At 48.7% G+C, this 24,255-nt stretch carries 22 protein-coding genes and 2 tRNA genes; 9 read left to right on the top strand and 15 right to left on the bottom strand.

Features of this window, described 5'->3' with window-relative positions; translation table 11 throughout:
- Nucleotides 1-107: 107 nt before the first annotated feature.
- The 5 genes from AC5JR3_RS15240 to lpxD form a co-directional block, all read right to left on the bottom strand.
- Nucleotides 108-1,301 (bottom strand): DNA double-strand break repair nuclease NurA, encoded by a 1,194-nt coding sequence (locus AC5JR3_RS15240; protein ID WP_495847395.1) that lies wholly within the window; start codon nt 1,299-1,301, stop codon nt 108-110.
- Nucleotides 1,302-1,414: 113 nt separating this feature from the next.
- Entirely contained in the window at nt 1,415-2,197 is a 783-nt protein-coding gene (locus AC5JR3_RS15245) for an HAD family hydrolase (RefSeq protein ID WP_495847416.1), read from the bottom strand.
- A gap of 126 nt (nt 2,198-2,323) precedes the next feature.
- Nucleotides 2,324-2,395 (bottom strand) — tRNA-Gln (locus AC5JR3_RS15250).
- Nucleotides 2,396-2,622: 227 nt separating this feature from the next.
- On the bottom strand, nt 2,623-4,272 hold the full coding sequence (locus AC5JR3_RS15255) for a PhnE/PtxC family ABC transporter permease (protein ID WP_495847417.1): 1,650 nt from the start codon (nt 4,270-4,272) through the stop codon (nt 2,623-2,625).
- Between the two features lie 78 nt (nt 4,273-4,350).
- Nucleotides 4,351-5,418, bottom strand: a complete 1,068-nt coding sequence (gene lpxD / locus AC5JR3_RS15260; RefSeq protein ID WP_495847396.1) for a UDP-3-O-(3-hydroxymyristoyl)glucosamine N-acyltransferase — start codon at nt 5,416-5,418, stop codon at nt 4,351-4,353.
- Nucleotides 5,419-5,749: 331 nt separating this feature from the next.
- Here lpxD and AC5JR3_RS15265 point away from each other — a divergent pair, with 331 nt between their 5' ends.
- Nucleotides 5,750-6,922, top strand: a complete 1,173-nt coding sequence (locus AC5JR3_RS15265; protein ID WP_495847397.1) for an RNA-guided endonuclease InsQ/TnpB family protein — start codon at nt 5,750-5,752, stop codon at nt 6,920-6,922.
- Nucleotides 6,923-6,941: 19 nt separating this feature from the next.
- Here the strand turns inward: AC5JR3_RS15265 and AC5JR3_RS15270 are convergent, their stop codons facing one another.
- The 3 genes from AC5JR3_RS15270 to AC5JR3_RS15280 all read right to left on the bottom strand — a co-directional run bounded on the left by AC5JR3_RS15270 (nt 6,942) and on the right by AC5JR3_RS15280 (nt 8,707).
- Complete coding sequence (locus tag AC5JR3_RS15270; protein WP_495847398.1) at nt 6,942-8,213, bottom strand: BaiN/RdsA family NAD(P)/FAD-dependent oxidoreductase; 1,272 nt, start codon at nt 8,211-8,213, stop codon at nt 6,942-6,944.
- A 30-nt stretch (nt 8,214-8,243) separates the two neighbouring features.
- The gene (rd, locus tag AC5JR3_RS15275) at nt 8,244-8,402 is read right to left on the bottom strand and encodes a rubredoxin (RefSeq protein WP_495847399.1); all 159 of its coding nucleotides are present in this window, start codon (nt 8,400-8,402) and stop codon (nt 8,244-8,246) included.
- 107 nt (nt 8,403-8,509) lie between these two features.
- A complete protein-coding gene (locus tag AC5JR3_RS15280; RefSeq protein WP_495847400.1) occupies nt 8,510-8,707 on the bottom strand; it encodes a hypothetical protein in 198 nt (65 codons plus the stop codon).
- A gap of 895 nt (nt 8,708-9,602) precedes the next feature.
- On the opposite strand from AC5JR3_RS15280, the gene AC5JR3_RS15285 reads away from it, so the two are divergent.
- On the top strand, nt 9,603-10,472 hold the full coding sequence (locus AC5JR3_RS15285) for a tetratricopeptide repeat protein (protein WP_495847401.1): 870 nt from the start codon (nt 9,603-9,605) through the stop codon (nt 10,470-10,472).
- A 93-nt stretch (nt 10,473-10,565) separates the two neighbouring features.
- Here AC5JR3_RS15285 and xseA read toward each other — a convergent pair whose 3' ends face one another.
- Nucleotides 10,566-11,798: an exodeoxyribonuclease VII large subunit gene (gene xseA / locus AC5JR3_RS15290; RefSeq protein WP_495847402.1), complete on the bottom strand. Its 1,233-nt coding sequence runs from the start codon at nt 11,796-11,798 to the stop codon at nt 10,566-10,568.
- A gap of 70 nt (nt 11,799-11,868) precedes the next feature.
- On the opposite strand from xseA, the gene AC5JR3_RS15295 reads away from it, so the two are divergent.
- Both AC5JR3_RS15295 and recA read left to right on the top strand, forming a co-directional pair.
- Nucleotides 11,869-12,000, top strand: a complete 132-nt coding sequence (locus AC5JR3_RS15295) for a hypothetical protein (protein ID WP_495847403.1) — start codon at nt 11,869-11,871, stop codon at nt 11,998-12,000.
- Nucleotides 12,001-12,177: 177 nt separating this feature from the next.
- Nucleotides 12,178-13,257: a recombinase RecA gene (gene recA / locus AC5JR3_RS15300; RefSeq protein WP_495847404.1), complete on the top strand. Its 1,080-nt coding sequence runs from the start codon at nt 12,178-12,180 to the stop codon at nt 13,255-13,257.
- Nucleotides 13,258-13,374: 117 nt separating this feature from the next.
- On the opposite strand, the gene AC5JR3_RS15305 is transcribed toward recA, so the two are convergent.
- Both AC5JR3_RS15305 and AC5JR3_RS15310 read right to left on the bottom strand, forming a co-directional pair.
- A complete protein-coding gene (locus tag AC5JR3_RS15305) occupies nt 13,375-14,127 on the bottom strand; it encodes an FHA domain-containing protein (RefSeq protein ID WP_495847405.1) in 753 nt (250 codons plus the stop codon).
- A 238-nt stretch (nt 14,128-14,365) separates the two neighbouring features.
- The gene (locus tag AC5JR3_RS15310) at nt 14,366-14,665 is read right to left on the bottom strand and encodes a DUF3493 domain-containing protein (RefSeq protein ID WP_495847406.1); all 300 of its coding nucleotides are present in this window, start codon (nt 14,663-14,665) and stop codon (nt 14,366-14,368) included.
- A 294-nt stretch (nt 14,666-14,959) separates the two neighbouring features.
- On the opposite strand from AC5JR3_RS15310, the gene AC5JR3_RS15315 reads away from it, so the two are divergent.
- A tRNA-Thr gene (locus AC5JR3_RS15315) sits at nt 14,960-15,031 on the top strand.
- Between the two features lie 203 nt (nt 15,032-15,234).
- Nucleotides 15,235-15,657, top strand: coding sequence for an MAPEG family protein (locus AC5JR3_RS15320; RefSeq protein WP_495847407.1), 423 nt, complete (start codon nt 15,235-15,237; stop codon nt 15,655-15,657).
- On the opposite strand, the gene AC5JR3_RS15325 is transcribed toward AC5JR3_RS15320, so the two are convergent.
- The 3 genes from AC5JR3_RS15325 to AC5JR3_RS15335 form a co-directional block, all read right to left on the bottom strand.
- Entirely contained in the window at nt 15,654-17,084 is a 1,431-nt protein-coding gene (locus tag AC5JR3_RS15325; protein ID WP_495847408.1) for a carotenoid oxygenase family protein, read from the bottom strand. The genes AC5JR3_RS15320 and AC5JR3_RS15325 overlap by 4 nt on opposite strands.
- Before the next feature lie 152 nt (nt 17,085-17,236).
- Nucleotides 17,237-17,665: a lactoylglutathione lyase gene (gloA, locus tag AC5JR3_RS15330; protein WP_495847409.1), complete on the bottom strand. Its 429-nt coding sequence runs from the start codon at nt 17,663-17,665 to the stop codon at nt 17,237-17,239.
- A 56-nt stretch (nt 17,666-17,721) separates the two neighbouring features.
- On the bottom strand, nt 17,722-19,008 hold the full coding sequence (locus tag AC5JR3_RS15335) for an RNA-guided endonuclease InsQ/TnpB family protein (protein ID WP_495847410.1): 1,287 nt from the start codon (nt 19,006-19,008) through the stop codon (nt 17,722-17,724).
- A gap of 57 nt (nt 19,009-19,065) precedes the next feature.
- On the opposite strand from AC5JR3_RS15335, the gene tnpA reads away from it, so the two are divergent.
- Both tnpA and eno read left to right on the top strand, forming a co-directional pair.
- Nucleotides 19,066-19,461, top strand: coding sequence for an IS200/IS605 family transposase (tnpA, locus tag AC5JR3_RS15340; RefSeq protein ID WP_495847411.1), 396 nt, complete (start codon nt 19,066-19,068; stop codon nt 19,459-19,461).
- A 357-nt stretch (nt 19,462-19,818) separates the two neighbouring features.
- On the top strand, nt 19,819-21,108 hold the full coding sequence (gene eno, locus AC5JR3_RS15345) for a phosphopyruvate hydratase (RefSeq protein ID WP_495847412.1): 1,290 nt from the start codon (nt 19,819-19,821) through the stop codon (nt 21,106-21,108).
- A 58-nt stretch (nt 21,109-21,166) separates the two neighbouring features.
- On the opposite strand, the gene argC is transcribed toward eno, so the two are convergent.
- Nucleotides 21,167-22,228, bottom strand: coding sequence for an N-acetyl-gamma-glutamyl-phosphate reductase (gene argC, locus AC5JR3_RS15350; RefSeq protein WP_495847413.1), 1,062 nt, complete (start codon nt 22,226-22,228; stop codon nt 21,167-21,169).
- Nucleotides 22,229-22,437: 209 nt separating this feature from the next.
- Between argC and ribBA the strand changes: the two genes are divergently transcribed.
- Nucleotides 22,438-24,108: a bifunctional 3,4-dihydroxy-2-butanone-4-phosphate synthase/GTP cyclohydrolase II gene (gene ribBA / locus AC5JR3_RS15355; RefSeq protein WP_495847414.1), complete on the top strand. Its 1,671-nt coding sequence runs from the start codon at nt 22,438-22,440 to the stop codon at nt 24,106-24,108.
- Nucleotides 24,109-24,255 lie beyond the last annotated feature (147 nt).

A 24,255-nucleotide genomic window follows, 5' to 3' on the forward strand; every position in this document is an offset into this window, starting at 1 on the left:
TTTAAGCGATCGCCACTTTCCAGGGGTGGGATAGGCAGAGACTCTTGCTGGAGGGGAGATTTAACCATAGATTGCTCCTTTTAACAGCTCGTCATGGTGCTACCTAATTAGGCAATGCTGCCACGCTTCCGGGCTTCCTTGTAGGATGTTCCAACGTTTTTTAATCCAGCGCGAATCATTTGCTGTTCTAGCAAGGCAAAAAAGCGGGCGCGATCGCCTCCTCGAACTACTGCCTGATTGTGCGATTCTGCGAGGGCTACGGGATAGCCATCCCCCTTATGCACCTGCGCCAGCATCAGACTCAGGGATTGGTTAAATAGCGCCCGATCCTCCGCTACCCATTGCGGCACCTCAACTCGGGCAATCTCCGTCCCCACATGGACATAGCAGAAGTAGATGTGATGGCGATCGTACAAGTCCAGAATCCGGGCGGAACTGCGATACAATGGGCCGCGTTGTCCGGGTTGCAGTCGAGCTGTCCACAAAGCCGTATCCCGCAGCGGGTCATAAACTTGGCAGGGGTAGCGATCGATAAAGCCAGAACAGTGCTTGACACAGTCAGGAGTATCGTGAGGGCAAGCCTCCAAGCGCAAGAAACCCAACGCCTCGCTACTCCGAGACGCACTTAAATAACCCATAAGCGGCACCTTAGCTACGCGCAATCGCTCCCAAGCTTCCAGAATGGGCGGCAAGATTTGCTCCCGTGCATCTCCTGGTAAAGGTTCCAAAAACCAATAAATCAACGAGCCATCTACCATTGCCAGATTTGGCGTCTCCTGATGAGAACCGGGAGGATTCACCCAACGACACGCCATGTCTGCCAACATCAACGCCTCCGAAACCGTCCGCCGATGTCCCATCCACTCCTCTGTGCGAATTCCCCATTGCCGAGAAACGTACAAATCCTCTGGACGGTAAAACACTTCCGGAATACTATCTAACACCGGATATAAGCTTTGCCCATAGTGCAACATCACCCGACCAACATTGATCAGGTAGCAGTAAGCAATTTCGTGGTGAGAGGGAGCAATTTGCGAGCCATCCGTCGCAAAGACAGAATGGCTGATGGGTGGTACATCAATATCAATGCAAGTATCCAACGGCTCGACGGGTATGGCGGCGGTAAAGCATAAGCGATCGCGCCAAGTCTGTTGCTGCTCAATCAGTTCTTCCTGATGGGCATAAGCCGCCGTCAACAACCTTTGTGCCCGTTCCAAGCGTTGGCGACTCGCCGCCGCCTCTACCTGCAAGTGCTGACTAATACCCGGCATTTGTCCCGCAAGTTTCGTTAAATCCAGCATCTGAAGTTAGTCCTGAATCAGTGAGTGCTAGGGGTTCACGGCACTGTCGTCCCCATAATTATTGGGTAGAAGTTATTCCTGAGCAAAGATTTAGAACTCAGCACTTCATTACTTCACCACGCCAAAAAATCTTGAGTAAACTGCAAAAGAGACAACAACCGAATATCTGGATTATGCCGCACAGAATCGCGATCGCGTGCCGTGTTGTAACCCCAATCTGCCAAATAAAGTCGCACCCCTTGCAAGTCAGCTTGCTGTTGCACTGATTGTAGGGTTTTTAAGCGGTCTTCTACAAACCACAGACGGCTTGTTTCGCCCTGAGATTCCTCTAGTAACTGCCGTAGCGTTTGATGTTTGGGACGTTTAATTTCCTTACCGATAATCCTCTCCTCCGCTAGCCGAATTCCCTGTTGTTGCAGCAACTTGTTTGCAAAGCGCCCTTCCTTCGTCGTCACAACGAGCAACTGTAGCGGAGTCTCTACAAGCGCACGCAATCGTTCTGCCACCCCAGGATAAAAATGATGCAGACTCAGCCAACTCTCCCAGTCCTTTGCAATCCATTCATCCCTAACGCGATCGAGTTTTTCCCCCATTTCTGCGCCATCTAGCTTCTCGGCGGCAACTATTTGCTGGCAAACCTCTGACCAATCCTGCAAAATTTCTGCGGCTGGGATACCAAGGATTAATGCCCTGATTAAAATGGGCATCTCCCAGCCTGTTTCAATAACAGGACGCAAGCGGTAAAAACTTTCTGCCAGATTATCGGGGGGTGTTTCGCTCTTTGGTGACCAGATTTGGCAGTAGGTGCGCCAGGAGGTTTGAAAATACTCCAGCAGTCCATCACACAGTACGCCGTCAAAATCCAGAGCAAGAGTTGTTGGAGCGTCAGCAGGCATAGTTAGTCTTTCGGCAACTGTAAAGGTTGATGCCATAATAACCGCCTGTGTTCAGCCTCGAGCTTAGCTTTTGTGAGCATAAAAAAATCAGGGAGAAGCAATTAAATACTTGTCCCTGATTATTAGCTGGGGTGCTAGGATTCGAACCTAGGAATGGCGGGACCAAAACCCGCTGCCTTACCACTTGGCTACACCCCATCGCATTTATTCTCACCTGGACTATCTTAACAGGAATTTCTGGAAAAGTGTCAACTATTTCAACGATTTTTTTGAAGTCCTGAGTGGTAGGGGCACGGCATCCCTTGTCCCTACTGAGTTGGGGAGAAAGGGTGAAGTATGAAGGGTGAAGTATGAAGGGTAAGAGGTTCTTCCCTGCTCCCCATACCTCAGGACTCAGGACTCAGCACTCAGGACTCCAAAAAGACTTACCGCAGCGATCGCCTAGCGATCGCACTTACCCAATCAACCATGAATGTCAGGATCATGAAGCAGCCAAGGGTGACGACGACGGCGCGATAGTCAAAACTGCTGAGTTGTTCAGTTAGCAAGCGACCTAAGCCTCCTGCGCCAACTAAGCCAACAATTACTGTTTCCCGCATACAGACTTCCCAGCGATAAAGGGCGTAAGCTAGAAAGCGGGGCAAGGATAGAGGTAATACCCCGTAGAGAAAAACGAGAGCGCCGGGGGTTCCTTGGGCTTTTAGGGCTTGTAAAGGCGGTTTTTCGAGATTTTCATTCACTTCTGCCATTAAGCGACCGAGAATGCCTAAATTGTGTAATCCTAAGGCGATCGCACCGGGCAAAATACCAGGAAAGATCACAAATAAGGCGACTAATGCCCAAATTGGGGCGGGGATGGCGCGGCATAGGAGTAAGATCGCGCGGGTAAACAGCAGGGTGAACCATGCCCAAATACCACTGAATTGATTGTGTTTACCCGGATTGAGGATGCCACCGGGGAGGAAGAAATTGTAGGCGGCGGGGAAGGAGAGGAGTAAGCCGCCAAAACCAGCCACCGCGATCGCTAAAATTGACATTGCCACTGTCTGGATAGATAGCGTCAGCAACTCCGACAATGGTGTTCCCCCCAGATCCGGGGGAAATGAGCTTTGGGCGATATCCCCTAGTAGCTGTTGGGTACGCGGCGACCAGAGTTTGCTAAAGTCGGCTTTGATATACCCAAAACAAAACGGCACCAGCAGCAACACTCCCAGACTCGCTAGATTCACTACAGGATCGCGTCGATAAACGGGAGGGGAAGAGCGAGATAACTTCCGCAGGTTTAAGTCTAAGCGGCTTGCACAGCCGAGGCGATGGCGTAATAAGGCGCTGCTTAAGTCCACTAAACCGTTTAAGAGCAATAAAGCATAAAAAAACGTCCAGAGTTGCTGATAGCGGAGTGACTGGAGGCTAAGGAGAATTTGATATCCCAAGCCGCCAGCACCAATAATTCCTAAAACTGCTGCTGAACGAATCGAACACTCGAAGCGGTAGAAGCTGTAGGAGAGTAAGTTGAGAAAGGCTTGGGGCAATAAGCTGTAGGTAAACGCCGTCAGGGGCTTGACTCCACTGTTGAGTAAGGCAAACAGTGACTGGCGGGGAGTTTCATCGAGAATTTCTGAAAATACCTTGGCAGTAATGGCTCCAAAAGGAATAGCGATCGCCAAAATTGCCGTTAGTGGGTCTAATCCCCAAATGTTGATGAAAAACAGCCCCCAAATCAGCTCGTGAATGGCTCTGGGAACGGTTAAAAACACCCGCATCCCTAGCCAGGAGGTTCGCTGTCCCCCGTGACGCGGAAAAACCGCAAGCCACCATACTTCTGACGCCAAGACACCCCCAACTATCCCGATCAACAGGCTCAAAAACGTCCCGCAGACGGCATAAGCGAGGGTGACGAGGGTCGCATCTAGGGTGATTGCCAGTAGTTCCGGACTCAAATCTGGCTGCACGCTTGCCCGCAGGAAGCGCCACAATAGTGGCAATCCTCCTAAATTGAGCAAGTCTTGTTGAAAGAGTCCGGCTTGGTAAAGGGAAAATGCGATCGCGCCTAACAATACCAACCACCACAGCATCTGCTGATTGAGCAAAGGGGGACGTAATTGTGCCTGACGTTTCACCCAAAAACTCTCCCTCAGCTATTGCTAACTTATTTACTTGGCTCTTTCGCCTTCCTCATCTCGTTCTTGCAGACGTTGTAACCGCCGGAGCGTTTGGTACATTTCTGGAAGGCGATGGTAGATAGCCGTAGCTCTGAGAAAGACTTTGTGAGGCATTCCGGGGGTGCCGCTGACGGTTGTACCCGCTTCCACATCGCTGAGAATTCCGGCTCTGGCTGTGACGATCGCACCATCGCCAATTTTGGACTGATTCGCCACTCCTGCTTGTCCAGCCAGCAGCACGCGATTGCCCACTTTTACGCCTCCTGCCAAGCCTGCTTGACCTGCGAAGGCACAGTTTTGACCCACCTGGCAACCGTGACCAATTTGTACTAGGTTGTCGATTTTGGTCTGGCGGGCAATGCGGGTTTCCCCAACAGCAGGACGGTCAATGGCACTATTACAGCCGACTTCCACGCCATCTTCCAAAATGGTGCGACCGGATTGTTCCATTTTGAACCAGCCTTGGGGGGTGGGGACAAACCCAAATCCTTCAGAACCGATGACAGCACCGCTATGAATAACGCAGTCAGAGCCAAGGCGCGATCGCTCATGAATTGTGCAGTTGGCATGTAAGACGGTATTTGACCCAATCTCGACATCCGGGTAGACCACAACATTGGGATGAATACAGACAAAGTCTCCCAATTTCACCCCCGATTGAATCACCACATGGGGGCCAATGTAAACTTCTTTACCAATTGCTACGGAAGGATGAATAACCGCTGTGGGATGGATTTCTGGGGTAGGACGGAAGGGTTTATAAAAAAGGGCGATCGCTTGGGCAAAGACTAAGCGAGGTTCGCGAACACCAATCCAAGCAATACCGCGTTCTTCTGCCTTAGCTTGCAAGGTTTCATCCTGCGGCAAGACTAAAGCACTGGCAGCCGTTTTCTCGATCTGGGCGGCAAATCTTCCCCCCTCGATGTAACTGATCGTCCCTGGGGAAGCTTCATCGACAGGTGCCGTCCCTGTAATCTCTGGATTACCATCTGGGTTTGATGTCAGGCTATTGCTTATAGCCGCTGACTGCAGTTTCTCAACAATTTCGGTAAACTTCATCCTATCCCTAGCCTGCGTAAGCAAACGGTGTATCGTGTCGCCGCGACTACCCGGCAGTAGGAGCTATACCCCTCCCTCAGTCGTTGGGTAATATCTTACCGAAACTATGGGAGCGCGAGGGGAAATTGAATGCCCCTCGCCTTCAGGTATGGGGATGAAAATTTCTCCCCTCGCAAGCGAGATCGCCGTTTCGGCAAGCTCAGGGCAAGCAGCTCAGGGCAAGCAGCTCAGTACGAGTCAGAACGCCATCCCTGATGAACTTATAGGCAATCAATCAATGCTGGCTCACTCATTTTTATACATCTGTATAAGAAGATGATAATATTTAGTCATGACTAAAGTGACGCGAACCATAAAGCTTAAATTTCATAACCTCAACAGAGTAAAGCAACAATTATTTGCCGAAATGACGGCGGAAAACACCCGCTTGGCAAATGAACTGTTAGCCATTCCCTATGTTGAGAGACGTGAAGTAACAACAGCTAAGGTGATCACATCACTAAAGTCAGCCCTTGCCAATCAAACAATTCGGCATACCGTTTCTGCTACGGGTCGGAAGGTTAAACACTATAAATGCCTGCCTCCTGAAATCAACAAACAGAACTGGAAACTAGAAAAACGAGGCGACACTTATAGCTTGAGTTTTCCCACGATTGCTGGGGATAAACGAGTACCTATAGTTGTTGCCTCGTCTCATTGGGAGCCAGTTTTAGAACAAGTTTTAGCAGGAAATGTGGAGAAAGGTAGCGTTAAGCTCATCTATCACCGCCAACATTGGTATGCCTATATGTCTGTAACTGTGGATGTTCCAGAGCTACAGGCACAAAAACGAGTGGGAGTTGACAGAGGACAAAATAATATTGCGGTAGTAGCACCTACACAAGGCTTTGGTAAGTTTCATAGTGGCAAGGAAGTCAGGCATCGCCGCCGATACTTCCAGAAACGTCGCCAGAAACTACAATCCGCCAAGAAGTTCAGGGCATTAAAAAAGTGGAATAAGAAGGAACACCGATGGATGGAAGCAGTTAACCATACTATCTCCCGTCGCCTTGTTCGCTTTGCTCAATTCCACGAGGCTGATGTGGCAATTGAAGACTTGAAAGAATGCCGAGACACCATGAAGCAGAGCAAGAAAAACCACTCTGATGCTGGTCAATCTCGACACTCTTGGTCGTTCTCCTCATTAGAGCAAAAACTAGACTACAAGCTGGCTTTAGCGGGATTGAAGTTAGTTAAGGTTCCAGCTCCCTACACCAGCAAAAGTTGCTCGACTTGCGGCACAATTGGTCATCGCCACAAGCATGATTTCAATTGCCCACACGGACACTACCACAATGCAGATTTGAACGCCTCCCATAATATTGCACAGTGGGAAGGATGCTCTTGTTCTCTGGAGCTACAGAAGGATGCTGCTGTAATGGCTTCATCTGCTACAGAGAATGGGTTGCTTGGCACAACCCTTAACTTGATGAACGACTTGCTCCGTCCAGGAGCGAGTAACTAGATGCAAGAATCCCCTGCATTTATGCGTGGGGAGTGTCAACCATTGCCTGACCTGCTAACCAAGCTGTTGTCCAAGCACTTTGGAAGTTAAACCCTCCGGTGACGCCATCAATATCGAGAATTTCTCCAGCGAAGTACAATCCAGGACATTTCCGACTTTCCAGAGTTTGGAAGTTCACTTCTTTTAAACTGACGCCGCCGCAGGTGACAAACTCTTCTTTAAAGACACCTTTGCCCTTAATTAAAAATCTCCCTTGATTCAGTTCTAAAATCAGTTGATTAAGGGATTTTTTAGATAATTCTGCCCAGCGTTCTTGTTCTTTGATGCCCACACTACTAATTAAACTCACCCACAAACGTTTGGGGAGAGGGACTGGACAATGGGTAGCGATCGCGCGTTGGGGTAGTTGGGACTTCACGGCGAGCAACATTTTTCGCAGGCTTTCCTGGTTGTACTGGGGCAACCAGTTAACCTCTAAAGTTGTCTGATAGTGATGGTCGTGCAAAAGTTTGGCTCCCCAAGCAGAAAGCTTCAGTACCGCTGGGCCGCTTAAACCCCAATGGGTAATTAATACGGGTCCTGTCTGCTCTTTCAGGCTTTTTCCTGCTTCTGGTAAGCGCAAACGCACCTCCTGCACGCTGACTCCTGCTAACTCTTGCAAGCGGGGGTCGGGGATATTGAAGGTAAAGAGGGAAGGAACGGGGGGTTCAATGGTGTGACCTAATGCTTTTGCCCAACGATACCCTTGGGGGTTACTACCCGTTGCTAAGATCAGGCGATCGCATCTTAAGGTCTCCCCAGATTTCAACTCAATCTTAAATCTCTGTTTGCTCCCCTCTTGAGCCGGGGAATCTTCCGGTGGCGATACCGACTTCACAGGAGTCCCGGTGCGAAGCTCCACCCCCGCCGCCGCTGCCGTTTTCATCAAACACTCAACAATCGTTTCTGAATCATCTGTAATCGGAAACATCCGTCCATCGGCTTCTGTTTTTAGTTGGACGCCGTGGGATGCAAACCAAGCAATGGTATCTTGCGGCTGAAAGCGACTAAAGGCACCCCGCAGGGCTTTGCCGCCTCTAGGATAATGAGTCACTAAAGCGGTGGGGTCAAAACAGGAGTGGGTGACGTTACAGCGACCGCCACCGGAGATGCGAACTTTCGCTAAGGGATGACGCCCCGCTTCTAATAACGTGACACGGGCGTGGGGATGAGCATTAGCCGTGGCGATCGCGCCAAAGAAACCTGCCGCACCGCCACCAATAACTATGACTTGTAAGGAATTTGAAAACAAGATTCAGCATTCATTGCAGACGAACCTTTTCTATTCTGCTTCAAAATCTTCTTTACCTGCGCCACATACCGGACACACCCAGTCTTCCGGTATGTCTGCAAAGGCTGTCCCCGGCTCTATCCCACTATCTGGATCGCCTTCTTCGGGGTTGTAGACATAGGCGCAAACGGTACAGGCATATTCCTGCATGATTCCTACTCCTCTTCTCTTTCGTTACTGCTAGTAATATAAACCCCTGAAACTAGCGCATTCCAGGGGCAACATTAGTTATAGCAGCATCGATTGCCTCATCTTCTCTAGTAACGTCGGGTTTTCTGCACCCCATAAGCGATCCCGATAGCAATCGAGAGCAAAATCAAGAGATTAAGTACGCCACCCGGAAGAAACGAGAGGATAGTAAAACCTCTCAGCACATAGACAATTAAGGTGACGGCGAGAGAAATCGCAAATAGGTAAGCTAAGACTTGTGTGTCAGAAGGGGGAGTGGGAGTCACAAACTGATGGGGATAAACAGTAAATAACCTTACCGCCTCATACTAAGACCTGTCAGGATACCGACACCAATAGAGAAAAGAATAATTGACCAGATGATTAATGACGAAACTTCTGAAATGGTACCTATCGCCCGCAGGAACACAACAATGGCAGCAAGGAGTAAACCAATACCCAATGAGATACCAAAAATGTACAGAATGACGGTTGAGCCTTGATTTGGAGGTCGGTTCATGCTAATTCCAGGTTTTGATACTATAAATTGCTCATCTCCCCACATGAGAAGATTTTTCAAAGGAGATTGAGCAATTACCGGAATTATTCTGACACAGGGAGTAACCCGCTCACTCAGTTGATGTTGAAAAAAAGTCAGCCTCCTGAAGGCTAGCCCTTGTATCGCTTCTTACCAGTTGAACGCTGTATAGATAATAGGTGCGATCGCGCTGCTCTTGATCGCATTTTTTCACTTAATTAAGACTACAAATTGTGCGTAGATGCTTGACACTGAATCCTAGTCAGGAATCCACTCTATTCATCTAAAAATTTCTGGCTGTAAGTAATATCAACTAGCTACAGAATAAACCTTGTAGCGTATTTGCCTGGAAACGAAAAATTCAGGATACCAAAACCGAGTAGCAAACGGATTCTGCTAGCTGACTTAATACCTAGTTAGACAGACTAACGCACTACCTCAGATAACTCTTTCGGTATATGAGTAAATAAAATCCTAGAGTTAGGGTTTTTAACAGAAGCTTGAAGAAATACGTCTTTAGATTTTCCAATTACGTTAATTCTTTAAGTTCAATTCTTTTTTTACAAGCAAACTTTGTCCAATTTATTCAACGTGACGGCGAAGCGCAGAAGTCTTTCAGCCTAATAGTAATTCAGGATATACCTATGAACCCGCAGAATCAAAAAAAGTCCATTAAAAGGATTATTAGCTTGATAGGCGTTGCTAGCGCTAGTGTTTTACTGGGTTTTCCAGCATTAGCACTGAACAACTCTAACTTTACTAGCAGAACTAGACAGCTATTAGCTCAAACCACTCCTGGTAGTACGACAACTCCCGGTACGACAACTCCTGGTACGACTCAACCGGGTACAACGACTCCCGGTACTGCTCAACCAGGTACAACAACTCCAGGTACGACTACTCCACCGGGAACGACACCAGCGACTCCGGGTACTGCTACTCCACCAGGAACGACGCCAACCAATCCGGGTACTACTACTCCACCGGGAACAACTCCGGGTACCGCTACTCCACCAGGAGCGACGCCAACCAATCCGGGTACTACTACTCCACCGGGAACGACGCCAACAACTCCGGGTACCGCTACTCCACCAGGAACAACGCCAACCAATCCGGGTACGACTACTCCACCGGGAACGACGCCAACCAATCCGGGTACTACTACTCCACCGGGAACAACTCCAGGTGGTATAGATACCACTCCACCAGGAGCGACGCCAGCGACTCCGGGTACCACTACTCCACCAGGAGCGACGCCAGCGACTCCGGGTACCACTACTCCACCAGGAGCGACGCCAGCGACTCCGGACGGAACAACCCAAGGAGTGGGTCAGCCGAGCGCTTACAATCGATACATGGAACTGGGGTACAACTTAACCAATCAAGGTGACTACCAATCTGCTCTGATTAACTTTAGACGGGCGCTGAGTCAACGCCCTAACGATCCTTATGCGGTACAAGCGATCCGCAATGTACAAGGATATATTCAACGCGATCGCCAGTCACAACCTTAACAAAAGCAAGAGATCAAAGGCGATCGCCAGGAACGATGCGATCGCCTACCGCTTTCAGGTATGAATAGACACAGGCAATAAAAACAGCGATCGCTAAGACAAAATCTTTGTAACTTTGACTTGTACTTGACCTTGAGCAAGTTGAAGTTGTAATTCCTCTCCAGGAGTCAGGTTTTCTGTAGAGCGAGCGATCGCACCATTTTCTTGTCGCACCACCGCATAACCCCGTTGTAAAATCCGTTCGGGGTCGAGGGTGGCTAGTTGTTCTTTTAGAAATTGATGGTGCTGGGTGGCTTGTTTCAGACGCTGAGTCACGCCTTGGATGAGTCGCTGTCGTTGAATCGCGATCGCCGATTGTTCTTGTTGCAATTGCCGATTGATCGGTAGGCGTTGCAATCGGGTGTAGTTCCGTTGCAGGCGTTCTTGAGCAGATTCTAATTGTTCCTCTACAGCCGCATTTAAGTCAGCAACTCGCTGTTGGTGTTCCCGGTGTAACTGCGCTAGTTCCGGTACGGCTTGTTCTGCGGCGGCGGTGGGAGTGTGAGCCGCCCGATCCGCAACTAAATCAGCTAAGGATTCATCTCGTTGATGACCAATACCAGTAATTACAGGAATCCCACAACCCGCGATCGCCCTGACCACGCGCTCATCATTAAAACACGCCAAATCCTCCGATGCTCCACCTCCCCTAGCCAGGATGACCACCTCAGCACGCCCATCCTGAGCCAATCGTTTAATGGCGGTAGCAATTGAGGTCGGAGCTAGTTCTCCCTGCACTTGAGCCGGAGAAAGTAGCACCTTTAAGCCGGGATAGCGACTTTGTAATGTCCGTTGGATGTCACCCCAAGCAGCGGCGGCGGGAGAGGTGACAACGCCAATGATTTGGGGATGGAGGGGGAGCGATCGCTTATTTTCTGAGTCAAATAGTCCTTCTGCTTCTAAGCGATTGCGGAGTTGTTGGTAGCGCAGGTGCTGCAAACCTTCCCCAGCAGGTAGTGCTTGCCAAACACTTAGTTGGTATTGTCCCCGTTGGGGATAAAGCCGCAGACTCCCCATCACAATCAACTGCTCTCCCTGTACAGGTTGTTGCATCAGCCGACTCAGTTGGCTAGTCCATACCACACACTGAATTGCGGCGTTGGTCTCTGGGTCTTGGAGGGTGAAAAATATCCCACTGCGATGCGTATGAGCGCTCGTAACTTCACCAACTACCCACACCCGCTGTAGTTGCTGATCCTGTTCTAGCAACGCCTGAATATACTCCGTTAATCCAGCCACAGATAACGCGGCATCAGGGATTACAGACTGAGAAGAATAAAGTGTCACTTTTTATACTTATACAGTGAGTGAATTACTGAAGAAACCCTAAAAAATAGCAGTTACGGGAGTAAGACTTATGTTTAAGGTACATAATCCCGATGAAGAGGCGATCGCTCCGGCTCAGATTTGGCATGAAATAGGGCTTTTCCTGGCAATTCCTACAGACAGCAACTTGCTTAAGTTGTCTAAGCCGAGTTTTAAAAAATAATATATCCTGACTTTTAAAAAAGCCCTTGTGAAACGACCATTAAAAATCTCCAACACCTTACTACACAAGGATTATATTGTTTTAATAAGTAATCACTCTGCCCCGGAGAATTCCCGGTAGAACGTCTAAAATAGATAAAGCATTTGTGCGAGTCCCCACACAGTTCTTGAGGCATCAATGGCTACCCAAATTACAAACAGTCCCGAAAAAGAAAAAGCTTTAAACCTGGTACTAAACCAAATTGAGCGCAACTTTGGTAAAGGCTCCATCATGCGCTTGGGTGATGCCGCTCGCATGAGGATCGAGACTATTTCCAGTGGTGCAATCACATTGGATTTAGCCTTGGGTGGTGGCTTACCGAAAGGGCGCGTCATTGAAATTTACGGCCCAGAAAGCTCTGGTAAGACAACCTTGGCACTTCATGCTGTTGCCGAAGTGCAAAAGGCTGGGGGCGTTGCGGCATTTGTCGATGCAGAACATGCCTTAGACCCAGCTTACTCGGCAGCATTAGGCGTTGATATCAACAACCTACTTATTTCCCAACCCGACACAGGTGAATCGGCGCTGGAAATTGTCGATCAGCTCGTCCGTTCTGCCGCCGTCGATATCGTTGTCATTGACTCTGTAGCGGCTCTAGTACCGCGCGCCGAAATTGAAGGGGAAATGGGCGATACCCAGGTGGGTTTACAGGCGCGTCTGATGAGTAAAGCGCTGCGGAAAATTGCCGGGAATATCGGCAAGTCAGGTTGTACCGTAATTTTCCTCAACCAACTGCGGCAGAAGATTGGCATCACCTACGGCAGCCCAGAAGTTACCACAGGAGGGAATGCTCTCAAGTTCTATGCCTCTGTCCGCTTAGATATCCGACGCATTCAAACCCTCAAAAAAGCCAGTGAAGGCGAGTACGGTATCCGTGCCAAGGTGAAAGTAGCGAAGAATAAAGTCGCTCCTCCTTTCCGCATTGCCGAGTTTGACATCATCTTTGGACACGGCATTTCTCGCCTAGGCTGTTTGGTTGACTTGGCTGAACAAACGAGCGTCATTGTCCGTAAGGGTGCTTGGTACAGCTACAACGGCGATAATATCGGTCAAGGTCGCGATAATACCATACGGTACATGGAAGAGAATCTAGAATTTGCCGCGAATGTTGACCGCCTAGTACGGGAAAAGCTAGAAATGGGTGCAGTAGTGCAAGCCAATTCTGTTGCTCCAGTTGACGCCGATGAGGAAGAAGAGAGCTACGAAGAAGAGATTTAAGTTGGGAATCTAAAGGACAAACCACCCTTTAGGTTTTTTACACCATACTTTCTCTGATGGGGGTGGGCATTGCTCACCCTATTTATTAGATATTTTATTGAAGCAGGTAGATATGTCTTACGACGATCTGCTTGTCTTTTGTACCTGCTGACGGAAGAATCGGTCTAAAATTTGGGATTGTTGAGCAGGATTGAGGGGAGCCGTTGCTGGGGAGCCACCTTGCTGTTCTAGATCGGGTTTGCAGTTGAGAAAGAGGGCAGTATCTTTATCTTCTTTTCCAGTTGTCGAAGCGTGTTCTCGATCGCTAGAGGATATCACTAGCTGAGACTCTTTAGAGTGTGCTGGAAGCGCGGTTTTTTGTAATGTGTTGAGTTGCGCCAAGAGATCGGGAGGTACATCGTCCAAGAGCTGCGCTTCGTCGCACAGGAAGAAGGAAAAGGCAATGCTGCTGAGGCGAATGCGATCGCCATCTTTGAGCCTCACTCGTCCATGTACGGGTTCTTTGTTCACAAATGAACCATTCGTGCTGTCGAGATCGACGAGATAGAAGCCTTCGTTACTGACATATTGGATAACAGCATGATGCCGAGATAAGCGGCGATCGCAAATGGCTAAAGCTAAATTGCGATCGCGTCCAATTGTCCAAATCCCTTGAGACTGAAGTAATTTTTGCGTTCTTCCATCTATCAAATTGGAAACTAAATAGGCTTGCCGATCTTGTATAACCCCTGTGACATATCGAGTGGCAAAGCTACTTAGTACTTTGTTTCCGGTATACTCTAGCTGGAGAATTTCATCCAACAAGCTTTGATGATGTTCGTAAAGCTTGAGAAAAACTTGATATAAACCTAGTCTTTGTTCTATTTCCATAGTTTCGGATGGACAAGAGCGTTACCGTAAGGTGTCACAGCGCGAGCCGTGTATAATATTCAGTTTTTTTGATGACTAGTAGCAGTAACTCCGTTATACAAAAAAAGTAATGTTTAGTGCAGTTTATTGGCTAGTAATCTGATAAAAATATCGTCAATGGGATATAAAGCCCCCTTTTCTAGCGAATGTTCCTTCCTTTATTGGATATATTCTTGTTTTTACAGAAAAACGTTAATCTTTAGGACTTACGTTCTCCCTTTTTCTCCAGGCGGAATAGCCAAACCATCAGGGCAACCACGCCAACTTGCAATGCCAGATTAGGTAACGCTGTCCCGACATCTCTACCAGCCACTAACTGAGCAAGGAAGACAACTCCTCCAATAAAGCCAGAAGCACCGAACGCCGCATACACGAACTTTCTTAAGCCCCGGTAAGGAGCTTTTGCCTCAGCTCGCAGCCGCGCATATTTTTCTGGACTCAGTTTCCGAGAATTTATTCTGGTGTTGCCAGTCCGATCATCCGAAGTTGAGTCTGCCATTACTCTTTGTTGCTACACCATAGATCAATGTTGGCATGATTTTGTAAAGTACCAGTGCGATAGATCACAAACTCAAAGAGCGATCTTTGCACCTCTGAGCCATACCTAGTCCAATCGCACCTCCCGGCTGAAGGCTACAGTAGGACGCACCGGAGGCGGAGAGGTTTTTATTAGGGACAATTCCATGGGCTAGAACTCAATGGTTTTGCTAGTCAGCAGGAGCATTTGGAGATGATTAGCTGGGGTTTCGATGGCAATAAACCGGGTTAAACGTGCTATAATAAGAGACTGTGTGCCGGTGTAGCTCAGTGGTAGAGCATTCGATTCGTAATCGAACGGTCGGCGGTTCAAATCCGCCCATCGGCTTTTGAGATAACAGATTGCTGCCGCTGTAACGAATTCTGTGTAGCCCGAAGCAATAAATGCCCTTTTTTAGAAGCTGATAAAGGTAGCGATCGCTTCTCTATCTATCCAAAATAAGTCAATCTAATAAATACTTAGGGAAACAGACAAGGGAGCATAGGCAATCCCTTTATTGTTGTATAGAAGGACGAATAGGAAAGAATCCCATGAAGTCGGCTCTTTACTGGTATTCGATATGCACAGTCGTGTTGTTCCTGAAAATGTTTGCCCTCTCCAGCTATCAGGGCTTCCACCGCATTAGTAAGCTCACCTTCAAGAACCCTGAGGATGCAGCAGTAGTCGGCAAATCCCCCGCCACAGAAGAATTGCCACAGGTGCAACGAGCAGCGCAAGCTTGGCTTAATGACCTAGAGAATATTCCTATCTTTCTCGGACTTGCTATTGCCTACGTCTTGATCGGCGCATCGCCGGAGGCGGCATCATGGCTCTTTCTCACGTTTACGATCGCCCGAATTTTCCACAGTCTCACGTATGTTTTGGGTCTTCAGCCGTGGCGTACGATCGCCTATGCAGTCGGCATTGTTTGCCTGCTGGGAATGAGCGGGACTATTCTCGCCGCCTTGCCCTAAGGCGTCCACTTGCCGTGGAAGCTATGGGGAATGACGCTGGGTAATCCTAAGCGGCAAACGGGTTCGTCATCAAGGGCATCGTTATCATAAATCCGCACTTCGCTCTCGTCGGAATTGCCGTCATACACCACCGTCAGCACCCAAGATCGATCGGGATTGAGGGCATCGGGGGCATGGAGTGCTTCAGAAGGGTAGCAATTTTCACCCATATCAGCCATTGTCAGGGTATCGGTGGCTTGGTTGTAGCGGGCGATCGCATTAAACGGCTCCTTGCGAATATCCACCCCATCGCGATGTACCGCCAGATAAGTATCAGGCGAGACTTGTCCGACGTATTGAAACGGCACAACCGGAAACTCACAAGGTCTGTCTATCAACTCTTCCAGCTTTGTTACCCTACCAGTCAGAGGATTGATTCGGGCTTGCCACAGCGTCCCTTTAGCAAAGGTATGGGTTTCACCTGTGGGGACTTCTTTGAGATACTGGTTAGTCTGGAAATCCTTGTAACGGATGAAATCAATAACCACGGAGCCATCCGCGTCTACATAGCCATTGCTAAAGTGCCACTGAAACCAACCCTCAGCTTCACTGCGGCTAACCATAGAAAGCGTTTCTCTATCCAGCACGATAATCTGAGTTGCTTTGTCGGGTTGCCACTCCAAAGCCTCACCAAAACTGCGTAAACTCAAGCCCGCCAGTAGCAGATTTAACCGGACTGGGGGAATAAAAAACACCAGATACTGCCCTGCCAAGACAAAATCATGCACGATGGGAACACCATCAAGGGTTACCGAGCCTTGCTGGATGATTTGACCTGTGCGATCGCTCTTATAAATCTCGATTGTAGAATTTAACCCAGGAGCAATACCAAAGTTAAAAATCTCCCCCGTTTGAGGATCGCGCTTGTAGTGGGCAGAATAGGGCGATCCCTTTTCCAACTGCCCTAACTGATCAAGTCCCCATGTTTCCAACGTCTCTAAGTCAAGGGCGTGAGGATTACCACCTTCCCAGAGTGCCAACAACTTGTCGGGTAATACGAGTACCGATGTATTGGCGGAGTTCTTAACGGACTTAATCCAGTTTTCCCAAAATGCCCTCCGTGCGGTCATTCCGTAATTGGGATAAAGGTATTTACTCGCCGCTTCTTCATCTTTGTAGCCACTAGTTTTCACGTAGCGGTAAATTCCCGTCGCCCCAGCATCGGTGAAATGCACGCCTAAGATTGCGCCGTCGCCATCAAACCAGTGTCCAACTCCTTCGCCACCCCGTTGCAAACGTCCAGGGCCATTGCGATACAGGGAACCCCGTAAACCCTCTGGAATCTTGCCTGAAAGCACAGGTAAAGGGGTAGGAGGAAATTCTGCGGCAGGTTGGGCGATCGCTTTTGCCCAAGCGTAACGAGTAGATGGCTTGGTGGCGGTAGTCATAATATGAGGAAAAGTCTTCCGTAAAGGGGCGAGGTAAAAAGGCTGATGCTAGTTAATTTTCATTACAATTCAGCAGATTCCCTGCCAACACTCTCCAAAGGCAGAGTTAGTTGTTTTGAATAGGTGGACAGGCTTTGTCTGTGGGTAAGTTGTTAACCTGCTGTCGCCGCCGTTTCTTCCTTCTGGGTGTGCCCCGGGGTTCCCAGTTGAATCAGCTCAACCTTGTAGCCCGTCGGGTCTTCTACAAAGGCAATTACCGTAGAACCATGCTTCATTGGCCCCGGTTCTCGTACAACCTTGCCGCCACGGGTTTTGATTTGCTCGCAGGTGCCGTAAATATCATCAACTCCGATGGCAATGTGACCGTAGGCATCGCCCAAGTCGTACTTGTCCTGACCCCAGTTGTAGGTTAGCTCGATGACAGCATGGTCAGACTCATCGCCATAACCGACAAATGCTAGCGTAAATTCTCCGCCAGGATAATCTTTTTGGCGTAGCAACTTCATCCCCAGAAGGTCGCAGTAAAACTGGAGCGATTCATCGAGGTTGGCAACTCGCAACATGGTGTGTAATAGTCGCATTTATTTTTAAACTCCTAATTTCTTTCTTTACTACTCATTTTAAAGAGCAGAACCTTCTAAAGTAGGTTTGCCAGCAAATCGCTGCTAATTGGTAGGGTTGACAATCCAACGGAAGACAGCACGTTGGATTCTAACTTCATCGTCAGAACTTGCTCTACCAGGCTTGCGCCAAGTAGCGTAGAGGTTCCAACTCCGTTAGCGTTACTTCGGGACTGCCCATCCCTAGATTTTGCCTTGAGCAAAATATTAATAGCCGCATTCCAATCCCTTTGCAGAATCAACCCACACGAGCAAACGTGGGTTCTAGTGCTGAGGGATTTTTTCACAATCGCCTTACACTGACTGCACTCTTGTGAAGTGTACTGAGGCGGAACAGCAACAGCTAATCTTCCAAACTTGGTTGCAAAATGTTCAATCCACTGCCTGAACTGATACCAACTAGCATCAGCGATTGACTTAGCCAAACAGTGATTTTTGAGCAGATTTGCAACCTTTAAGTCTTCATAGGCTACTAAGTCGTTAGACTTGCAAACGTGACGCGCTAGTCTCTTGGCGTGTTCGATACGCTGCCTATTTACTCTTAAGTGTTTCCTGGAATATCTAGCTCTTGCCTTGCGGCGTCCTGACGAACCCTTTACTTTTTTGTAAATGCGACGTTGAGCGTGCTTGATATCAGACTCAGCTTTTCTCAAGAACTTTGGATTAGGCTCTTGATGTCCGTTGGAATCTGTGTAAAACGATTCTAGTCCTACGTCTAATCCAATTTCTTGACCTGTTTTTGGCTGAATATCAATGCACTCAACATCAACAGCAAACTGACAGTAATATCCATCGGCGCGTCGTACAAGTCGAACCCGCTTGATGGATTTTACTGGATATTTGTGGATGTCCCACTTACCTAAAAGTTTCAGTTCACCGATGCCCTTTTTATCAGTGATGGCAATACGTCTCTTGGTTTTGTGAAGCGACCACGCTTCGAGAGGCCTCAGCGACCACCCGCTAGTCTTATACTCAACAGAACGGTTATCTTTCTGGAAGCGAGGGAAACCCTTTTTACCAGATTTTTTAGATTTGCAATTATCGTAAAACCGAGAAATTGCAAGCCATCCTCGTTCCGCTGCTGCCTGTACTGCCATTGAGTTCAGGGCTTTGACAAAGGGGAACTCATTGCGTAGTTCGGTCGAATATTTATTCAAAGCAAACCGATTGATTTTAGCATCTGTGGGTGCATCCATCCAGGAGCGAATTGCTTTGTTGCGGATGAACTGTACAGTTCTGATAGCCTCGTCAATAGCTTTGTATTGTTGCGGTTTAGCTTTGATTTTGTATTCGAGAACCAGCATTGTGTTTTCCCTCCTTGTTGTCTATCAGGTTGGTCTATAGACCAACCTGATAGACCAATGGGACAAGATTATCGTCACGCCAACACTTCTGTCACGTTGATTAACTATCACTTTGTTTGGATACCGAGACGCCGCAAGCCAGTACTTATAGGTGAAGTAGCTCGAAGATTTGAGGAACTACTAAGAGCAAAAGTTGTAGAGCTAGATTGCCAGATTATTGCCTTGGAAGTGATGCCTGACCATGTGCATCTATTTCTTAACTGCCCTCCAACGGTTGCCCCGTCAGACATCATGCATCGACTCAAGGGAGCAACAGCTTACAAGCTCAGAGATGAATTCCCGCACTTAAAAAAGCTCCCAAGTATGTGGACTAGGAGCTTTTTTTGTTCAACTGCTGGCAATGTCAGCAGTGAAACAGTTAAGCGATACATTGAAAATCAGAAGACCAGATAGTTTGGTCATCTCCGTACCGTTCGGCTGAGCGCGGTTCGGACTTCGGCGTGAGCGCTCAGTCGAACGCTGAGCTCACCGTCGAAGCCTCACGTCGAAGCCTCCGATGACCCGCCTTATATCCCCCACCTAAAAGGATGTGGGTTTTACGGCGTTTCTATAAATACGGTTGCGATCGCACTCCATCCTTAAAAATGATTTCCGACGGTCAACTGAAAGACGTATCCTGAACGCTGGTGTCTTTTTTCAGGGTGCTTTGAGAAAAATATAGCCCCAAAACACCGTACTAGGGTAATTTAACTTAATTGTCCTGAGTATAAAGTTAGTTGCAATTCGAGCGAACGGATTAGAGGAGAACGAATGCTAAATAAGCAAGAAACAGCCATTGAAGCCATTGAAGCCAGAGAGATTTTGGACTCACGGGGACGTCCCACCGTTGAAGCCGAAGTCCGACTGGTAACGGGGGCTGTAGGACTTGCCCAGGTTCCCAGTGGTGCGTCTACAGGTACGTTTGAAGCCCACGAACTGCGGGATGATGACTCCCGGCGTTATGGTGGCAAAGGGGTACTGAAGGCAGTACGGAATATCAAAGAGAAAATTACTCCCGAACTGCTAGGTATGGATGCCCTCGATCAATCCTCTATTGATCGGAAAATGATTCATCGGGATGGTTCCCCGAACAAAAAAAACCTGGGCGCAAATGCCATTCTGGCGGTTTCCCTAGCAACGGCAAAGGCAGCAGCGGATGACTTAGCCCTGCCTCTCTATCGCTACTTAGGCAGTCCTTTAGCCAATCTCCTACCCGTACCGTTGATGAATGTGATCAACGGTGGCGCTCATGCCGATAACAACGTAGATTTTCAGGAGTTCATGATTGTACCTGTGGGTGCAGACTCATTTAAAGAAGCCCTGCGTTGGGGTGCGGAAGTATTTGCCGCCTTGAGTAAGGTGTTGAAGGATAAAAACTTGCTAACGGGCGTGGGCGATGAAGGCGGCTTTGCCCCAAACCTGGAATCTAACCAAGCGGCTTTAGAGTTGCTGATTGCGGCGATTGAACAAGCGGGTTACAAACCAGGAGAAGAAGTGGCGCTGGCAATGGATGTGGCGGCTAGCGAATTCTACAAAGAAGGGCAGTATGTCTACGATGGTTCCGCCCATTCACCCGCCGAATTTGTTGATTATCTAGCGGGGTTGGTGGGACAGTATCCGATTATCTCGATTGAAGATGGGTTGCACGAGGAAGATTGGGAAAATTGGCAACTGCTGACGGAGAAGTTGGGTTCGCGCGTCCAGTTAGTCGGCGATGACCTCTTTGTCACCAACGCGACTCGCCTGCAAAAAGGCATTGACCAAAAAGCCGGAAACTCAATCTTGATTAAACTCAATCAAATTGGTACCCTCTCCGAAACCTTGGAAACCATTGACCTAGCAACCCGCAACGGTTTCCGCTCCATTATCAGCCACCGTTCTGGGGAAACCGAAGATACAACGATTGCGGATTTAGCCGTCGCCACTCGTGCCGGACAAATCAAAACGGGTTCTCTGTGTCGCAGCGAACGAGTTGCTAAGTACAACCGTTTGTTGCGAATTGAAGATGAGCTTGGCAACAAAGCGGTTTACGCCGGAAAGGTGGGGATGGGGCCAAAGTAAGGCTTTAAATGCAGAGGTACGCAGAGGACGATTTCCCGGCGTACCTCTTCGTTAAAAACTAGGGGTAGAAACACAACTTAGGTAAGCCTAGGTCTTCTTCCCAACCCATCATCAGGTTCAGGCACTGTACTGCCTGACCTGCTTGTCCTTTGACTAAGTTGTCAATCGCCGCCATCACGACAACGCGACCTGTACGGGGGTCTACTTCGATACCGATGTAGCAAAGATTGGTGCCGTGAGCCCACTTGGTTTGTGGGTAGATGCCACTGGGCAACACTGTGATAAAGGGAGAGGCGCGGTAGAAGGCGCTGTAGATTGTGAGCAAATCATCTCGCACTAGTCCGGGATCGCGGAGGGTGGCGTAAACCGTGGCGAGAAGACCCCGAACCATCGGTATTAAGTGCGGAGTGAACTGCACCATCACATCATGTCCGGCTAAGTCACTGCAAATCTTCTCAATTTCTGGGGTATGGCGATGACGGGCAACACCATAAGCTCCCAGGGTGTTATCTGCCTCTGCGAGCAAGAAATTAGCTTTGGCATTACGCCCACCTCCGGAGGTGCCGGATTTGGCATCGATGATGGCGGTTTCGGGGACGATTAATCCTTGCTTGAGTAGGGGAGATAGGGCAAGGAGGCTGGCGGTGGGGTAGCAACCGGGGCAACCGATGAGGGAGGCTTCTTTGATGCGATCGCGATACAGTTCCGGTAAGCCGTAAACTGAACTTGTGGCAGATCCTTTGTCGTCGCGCTCTTTTCCGTACCAGTCTTGATACGTATTTAAGTCAGCGCCGAAGCGATAGTCGGCAGATAAATCCAAAACTTTGCAACCTTTCTCCAACAGGGCAGGTGCTACCGTGCAGGCAATGCCATTGGGAAGGGAAAGAAAGACGACTTGACAACGAGAAGCGATCGCCTCTACATCAATTGCCTCAATAGTCAGATCTACACGATGGTTCAGGTGGGGGTAAAGGTCAGAAAATGATTTTCCGGCACTGCTATCTCCCCCTAAATACACGATTTCGACTCCTGGGTGGTCTATTAGGAGTCGCACAAGTTGCACGCCGCCATAGCCGGAAGCGCCAACAATTCCCACACTCACTCGTTTTAGTTCACCCATGGTGGTTTTTTCCTAAAATTTTGAATAAAAAACGGTTTAACATTTGCTGCATTTTAGTATCAAAACCGTAATTTAGTGCTAAACACCTTAGGCAAGTTGAGTTAAAGCTACTATCAAGATAACGGTACACTCTGTGTCTAAATAAACAAGATACAATCAAATCTGAGGAAACTTTAGAAAACTTTACGAGTTTTGGCTCCGATTTTTCTGTGGAATTGCCTGAAAACTATCCGTTTAAATTTGATTCGATTGATGCTGCCCTAGCAGATCTCAAGGCGGGACGTGCCATCGTGGTGGTAGATGACGAGGCGCGAGAAAACGAAGGGGACTTAATTTGTGCGGCGCAATTTGCCACCCCTGACTTGATTAACTTCATGGCAGTGGAAGCGCGGGGATTAATTTGTCTGGCAATGATGGGCGATCGCCTCGACGCTCTGGATTTGCCCTTAATGGTGACCAAAAATACCGACACCAACCAAACCGCCTTCACCGTCAGTATCGACGGGGCTACTCACCTGGGTGTGACGACAGGCATCTCAGCAGAAGACCGCGCCCGTACTATCCAGTTGGCGATTAACCCGGCAACCCAGCCGGATGACTTGCGCCGTCCGGGTCACATCTTTCCCATCCGTGCTAGGGAAGGGGGCGTCTTGAAACGTGCTGGTCATACTGAAGCGGCGATCGATTTGCCCCGCTTGGCAAACTTATATCCCGCCGGGGTGATCTGTGAAATCCAAAACCCTAACGGTTCCATGGCGCGATTGCCGCAACTGATTAAGTACGCCAAACACCACAACTTAAAAATTATCAGCATTGCGGATTTAATTAGTTATCGCCTCAAGTATGACCGCTTTGTTTATCGGGAAACTGTTGCCCAATTACCGACTAGTTTCGGCACCTTCCAGATTTACGCCTATCGCAACGCTTTGGATAATACTGAACATGTGGCGATCGTTAAGGGCGATCCGGAAGATTTTAAAGACACTCCCGTGATGGTGCGGGTGCACTCGGAATGCTTAACGGGTGATGCCCTGGGTTCTTTGCGTTGTGACTGCCGGATGCAGTTGCAAGCGGCGTTGAAGATGATCGAGGCGGCAAAAAAAGGTATTGTCGTCTATTTACGCCAGGAAGGACGCGGCATTGGTTTAGTGAATAAGCTGAAGGCGTATTCGTTGCAAGATCTGGGTCTGGATACCGTCGAAGCTAACGAACAATTGGGCTTCCCGGCTGACCTCCGGGACTACGGAATGGGTGCACAAATGCTCAACGATCTGGGTGTGCAAAAAATCCGTTTAATTACTAATAATCCGCGTAAAATTGCTGGATTGAAGGGTTACGGTTTAGAAGTTGTAGACCGCCTCCCCTTACTTATTGAAGCGAATGACTACAACTCAACTTACCTGGCAACGAAGGCAGAAAAACTCGGTCACATGCTGTTGCAAACCTATCTGGTAACAGTGGCGATTCGTTGGCAAGATGCCCCGCAGCCTGTGCAAGAACGATACGATCGCCTAGAAAAACTGCGGCATCTGGTGCATAGTCAGCACCTATTGTTGCAGGAAGAGGCAAGACCCGTGGCGATCGCGCTGTTCAGCAAACCTTCCTTAATCGTCCACTTAGGCTTCGACCAAGCCCACCTAGCTGCCTCTAATTGGTACAAAAACTCTAAGCACCCCTACATGCAGGCGATCGCGCAAATTCTCGACACCTTGAGCCAATGGCAACAAACAGGACGCTTAGAATTTATGGTGTCTCCTGGCGTCGATCCCCTAACTAGCCTACAAGTACAGTTAGATCGACAAATTTATCCCTTAAGCCAAAAGCCCTCTTCAATAATGGAGAACTTAACCACACAGAAAATCTATAGCTTTGAGAGATAGTCACTCCCAGTCGGGCAGATTTCGGTTGTATGTATCGCCCTTACATTACACTCACCTTAAACTGCCCAGGGCTATTAATTTTAATCACGAGGGCACCTCCGAAGCGGGAAGCCTTGTCTATGAGAGAGCAGGGGGGAACGCGAGGGC

The organism is Kastovskya adunca (genome assembly GCF_059505785.1).

Coding starts and splice junctions, on each gene's coding strand:
- AC5JR3_RS15240 (WP_495847395.1), bottom strand. CDS start 1,301: ATGCTGGATTTAACGAAACTTGCGGGACAAATGCCGGGTATTAGTCAG.
- AC5JR3_RS15245 (WP_495847416.1), bottom strand. CDS start 2,197: ATGCCTGCTGACGCTCCAACAACTCTTGCTCTGGATTTTGACGGCGTA.
- AC5JR3_RS15255 (WP_495847417.1), bottom strand. CDS start 4,272: ATGCTGTGGTGGTTGGTATTGTTAGGCGCGATCGCATTTTCCCTTTAC.
- lpxD (WP_495847396.1), bottom strand. CDS start 5,418: ATGAAGTTTACCGAAATTGTTGAGAAACTGCAGTCAGCGGCTATAAGC.
- AC5JR3_RS15265 (WP_495847397.1), top strand. CDS start 5,750: ATGACTAAAGTGACGCGAACCATAAAGCTTAAATTTCATAACCTCAAC.
- rd (WP_495847399.1), bottom strand. CDS start 8,402: ATGCAGGAATATGCCTGTACCGTTTGCGCCTATGTCTACAACCCCGAA.
- AC5JR3_RS15285 (WP_495847401.1), top strand. CDS start 9,603: ATGAACCCGCAGAATCAAAAAAAGTCCATTAAAAGGATTATTAGCTTG.
- AC5JR3_RS15295 (WP_495847403.1), top strand. CDS start 11,869: ATGTTTAAGGTACATAATCCCGATGAAGAGGCGATCGCTCCGGCTCAG.
- recA (WP_495847404.1), top strand. CDS start 12,178: ATGGCTACCCAAATTACAAACAGTCCCGAAAAAGAAAAAGCTTTAAAC.
- AC5JR3_RS15305 (WP_495847405.1), bottom strand. CDS start 14,127: ATGGAAATAGAACAAAGACTAGGTTTATATCAAGTTTTTCTCAAGCTT.
- AC5JR3_RS15310 (WP_495847406.1), bottom strand. CDS start 14,665: ATGGCAGACTCAACTTCGGATGATCGGACTGGCAACACCAGAATAAAT.
- AC5JR3_RS15320 (WP_495847407.1), top strand. CDS start 15,235: ATGAAGTCGGCTCTTTACTGGTATTCGATATGCACAGTCGTGTTGTTC.
- AC5JR3_RS15325 (WP_495847408.1), bottom strand. CDS start 17,084: ATGACTACCGCCACCAAGCCATCTACTCGTTACGCTTGGGCAAAAGCG.
- gloA (WP_495847409.1), bottom strand. CDS start 17,665: ATGCGACTATTACACACCATGTTGCGAGTTGCCAACCTCGATGAATCG.
- AC5JR3_RS15335 (WP_495847410.1), bottom strand. CDS start 19,008: ATGCTGGTTCTCGAATACAAAATCAAAGCTAAACCGCAACAATACAAA.
- tnpA (WP_495847411.1), top strand. CDS start 19,066: ATGGGACAAGATTATCGTCACGCCAACACTTCTGTCACGTTGATTAAC.
- eno (WP_495847412.1), top strand. CDS start 19,819: ATGCTAAATAAGCAAGAAACAGCCATTGAAGCCATTGAAGCCAGAGAG.
- argC (WP_495847413.1), bottom strand. CDS start 22,228: ATGGGTGAACTAAAACGAGTGAGTGTGGGAATTGTTGGCGCTTCCGGC.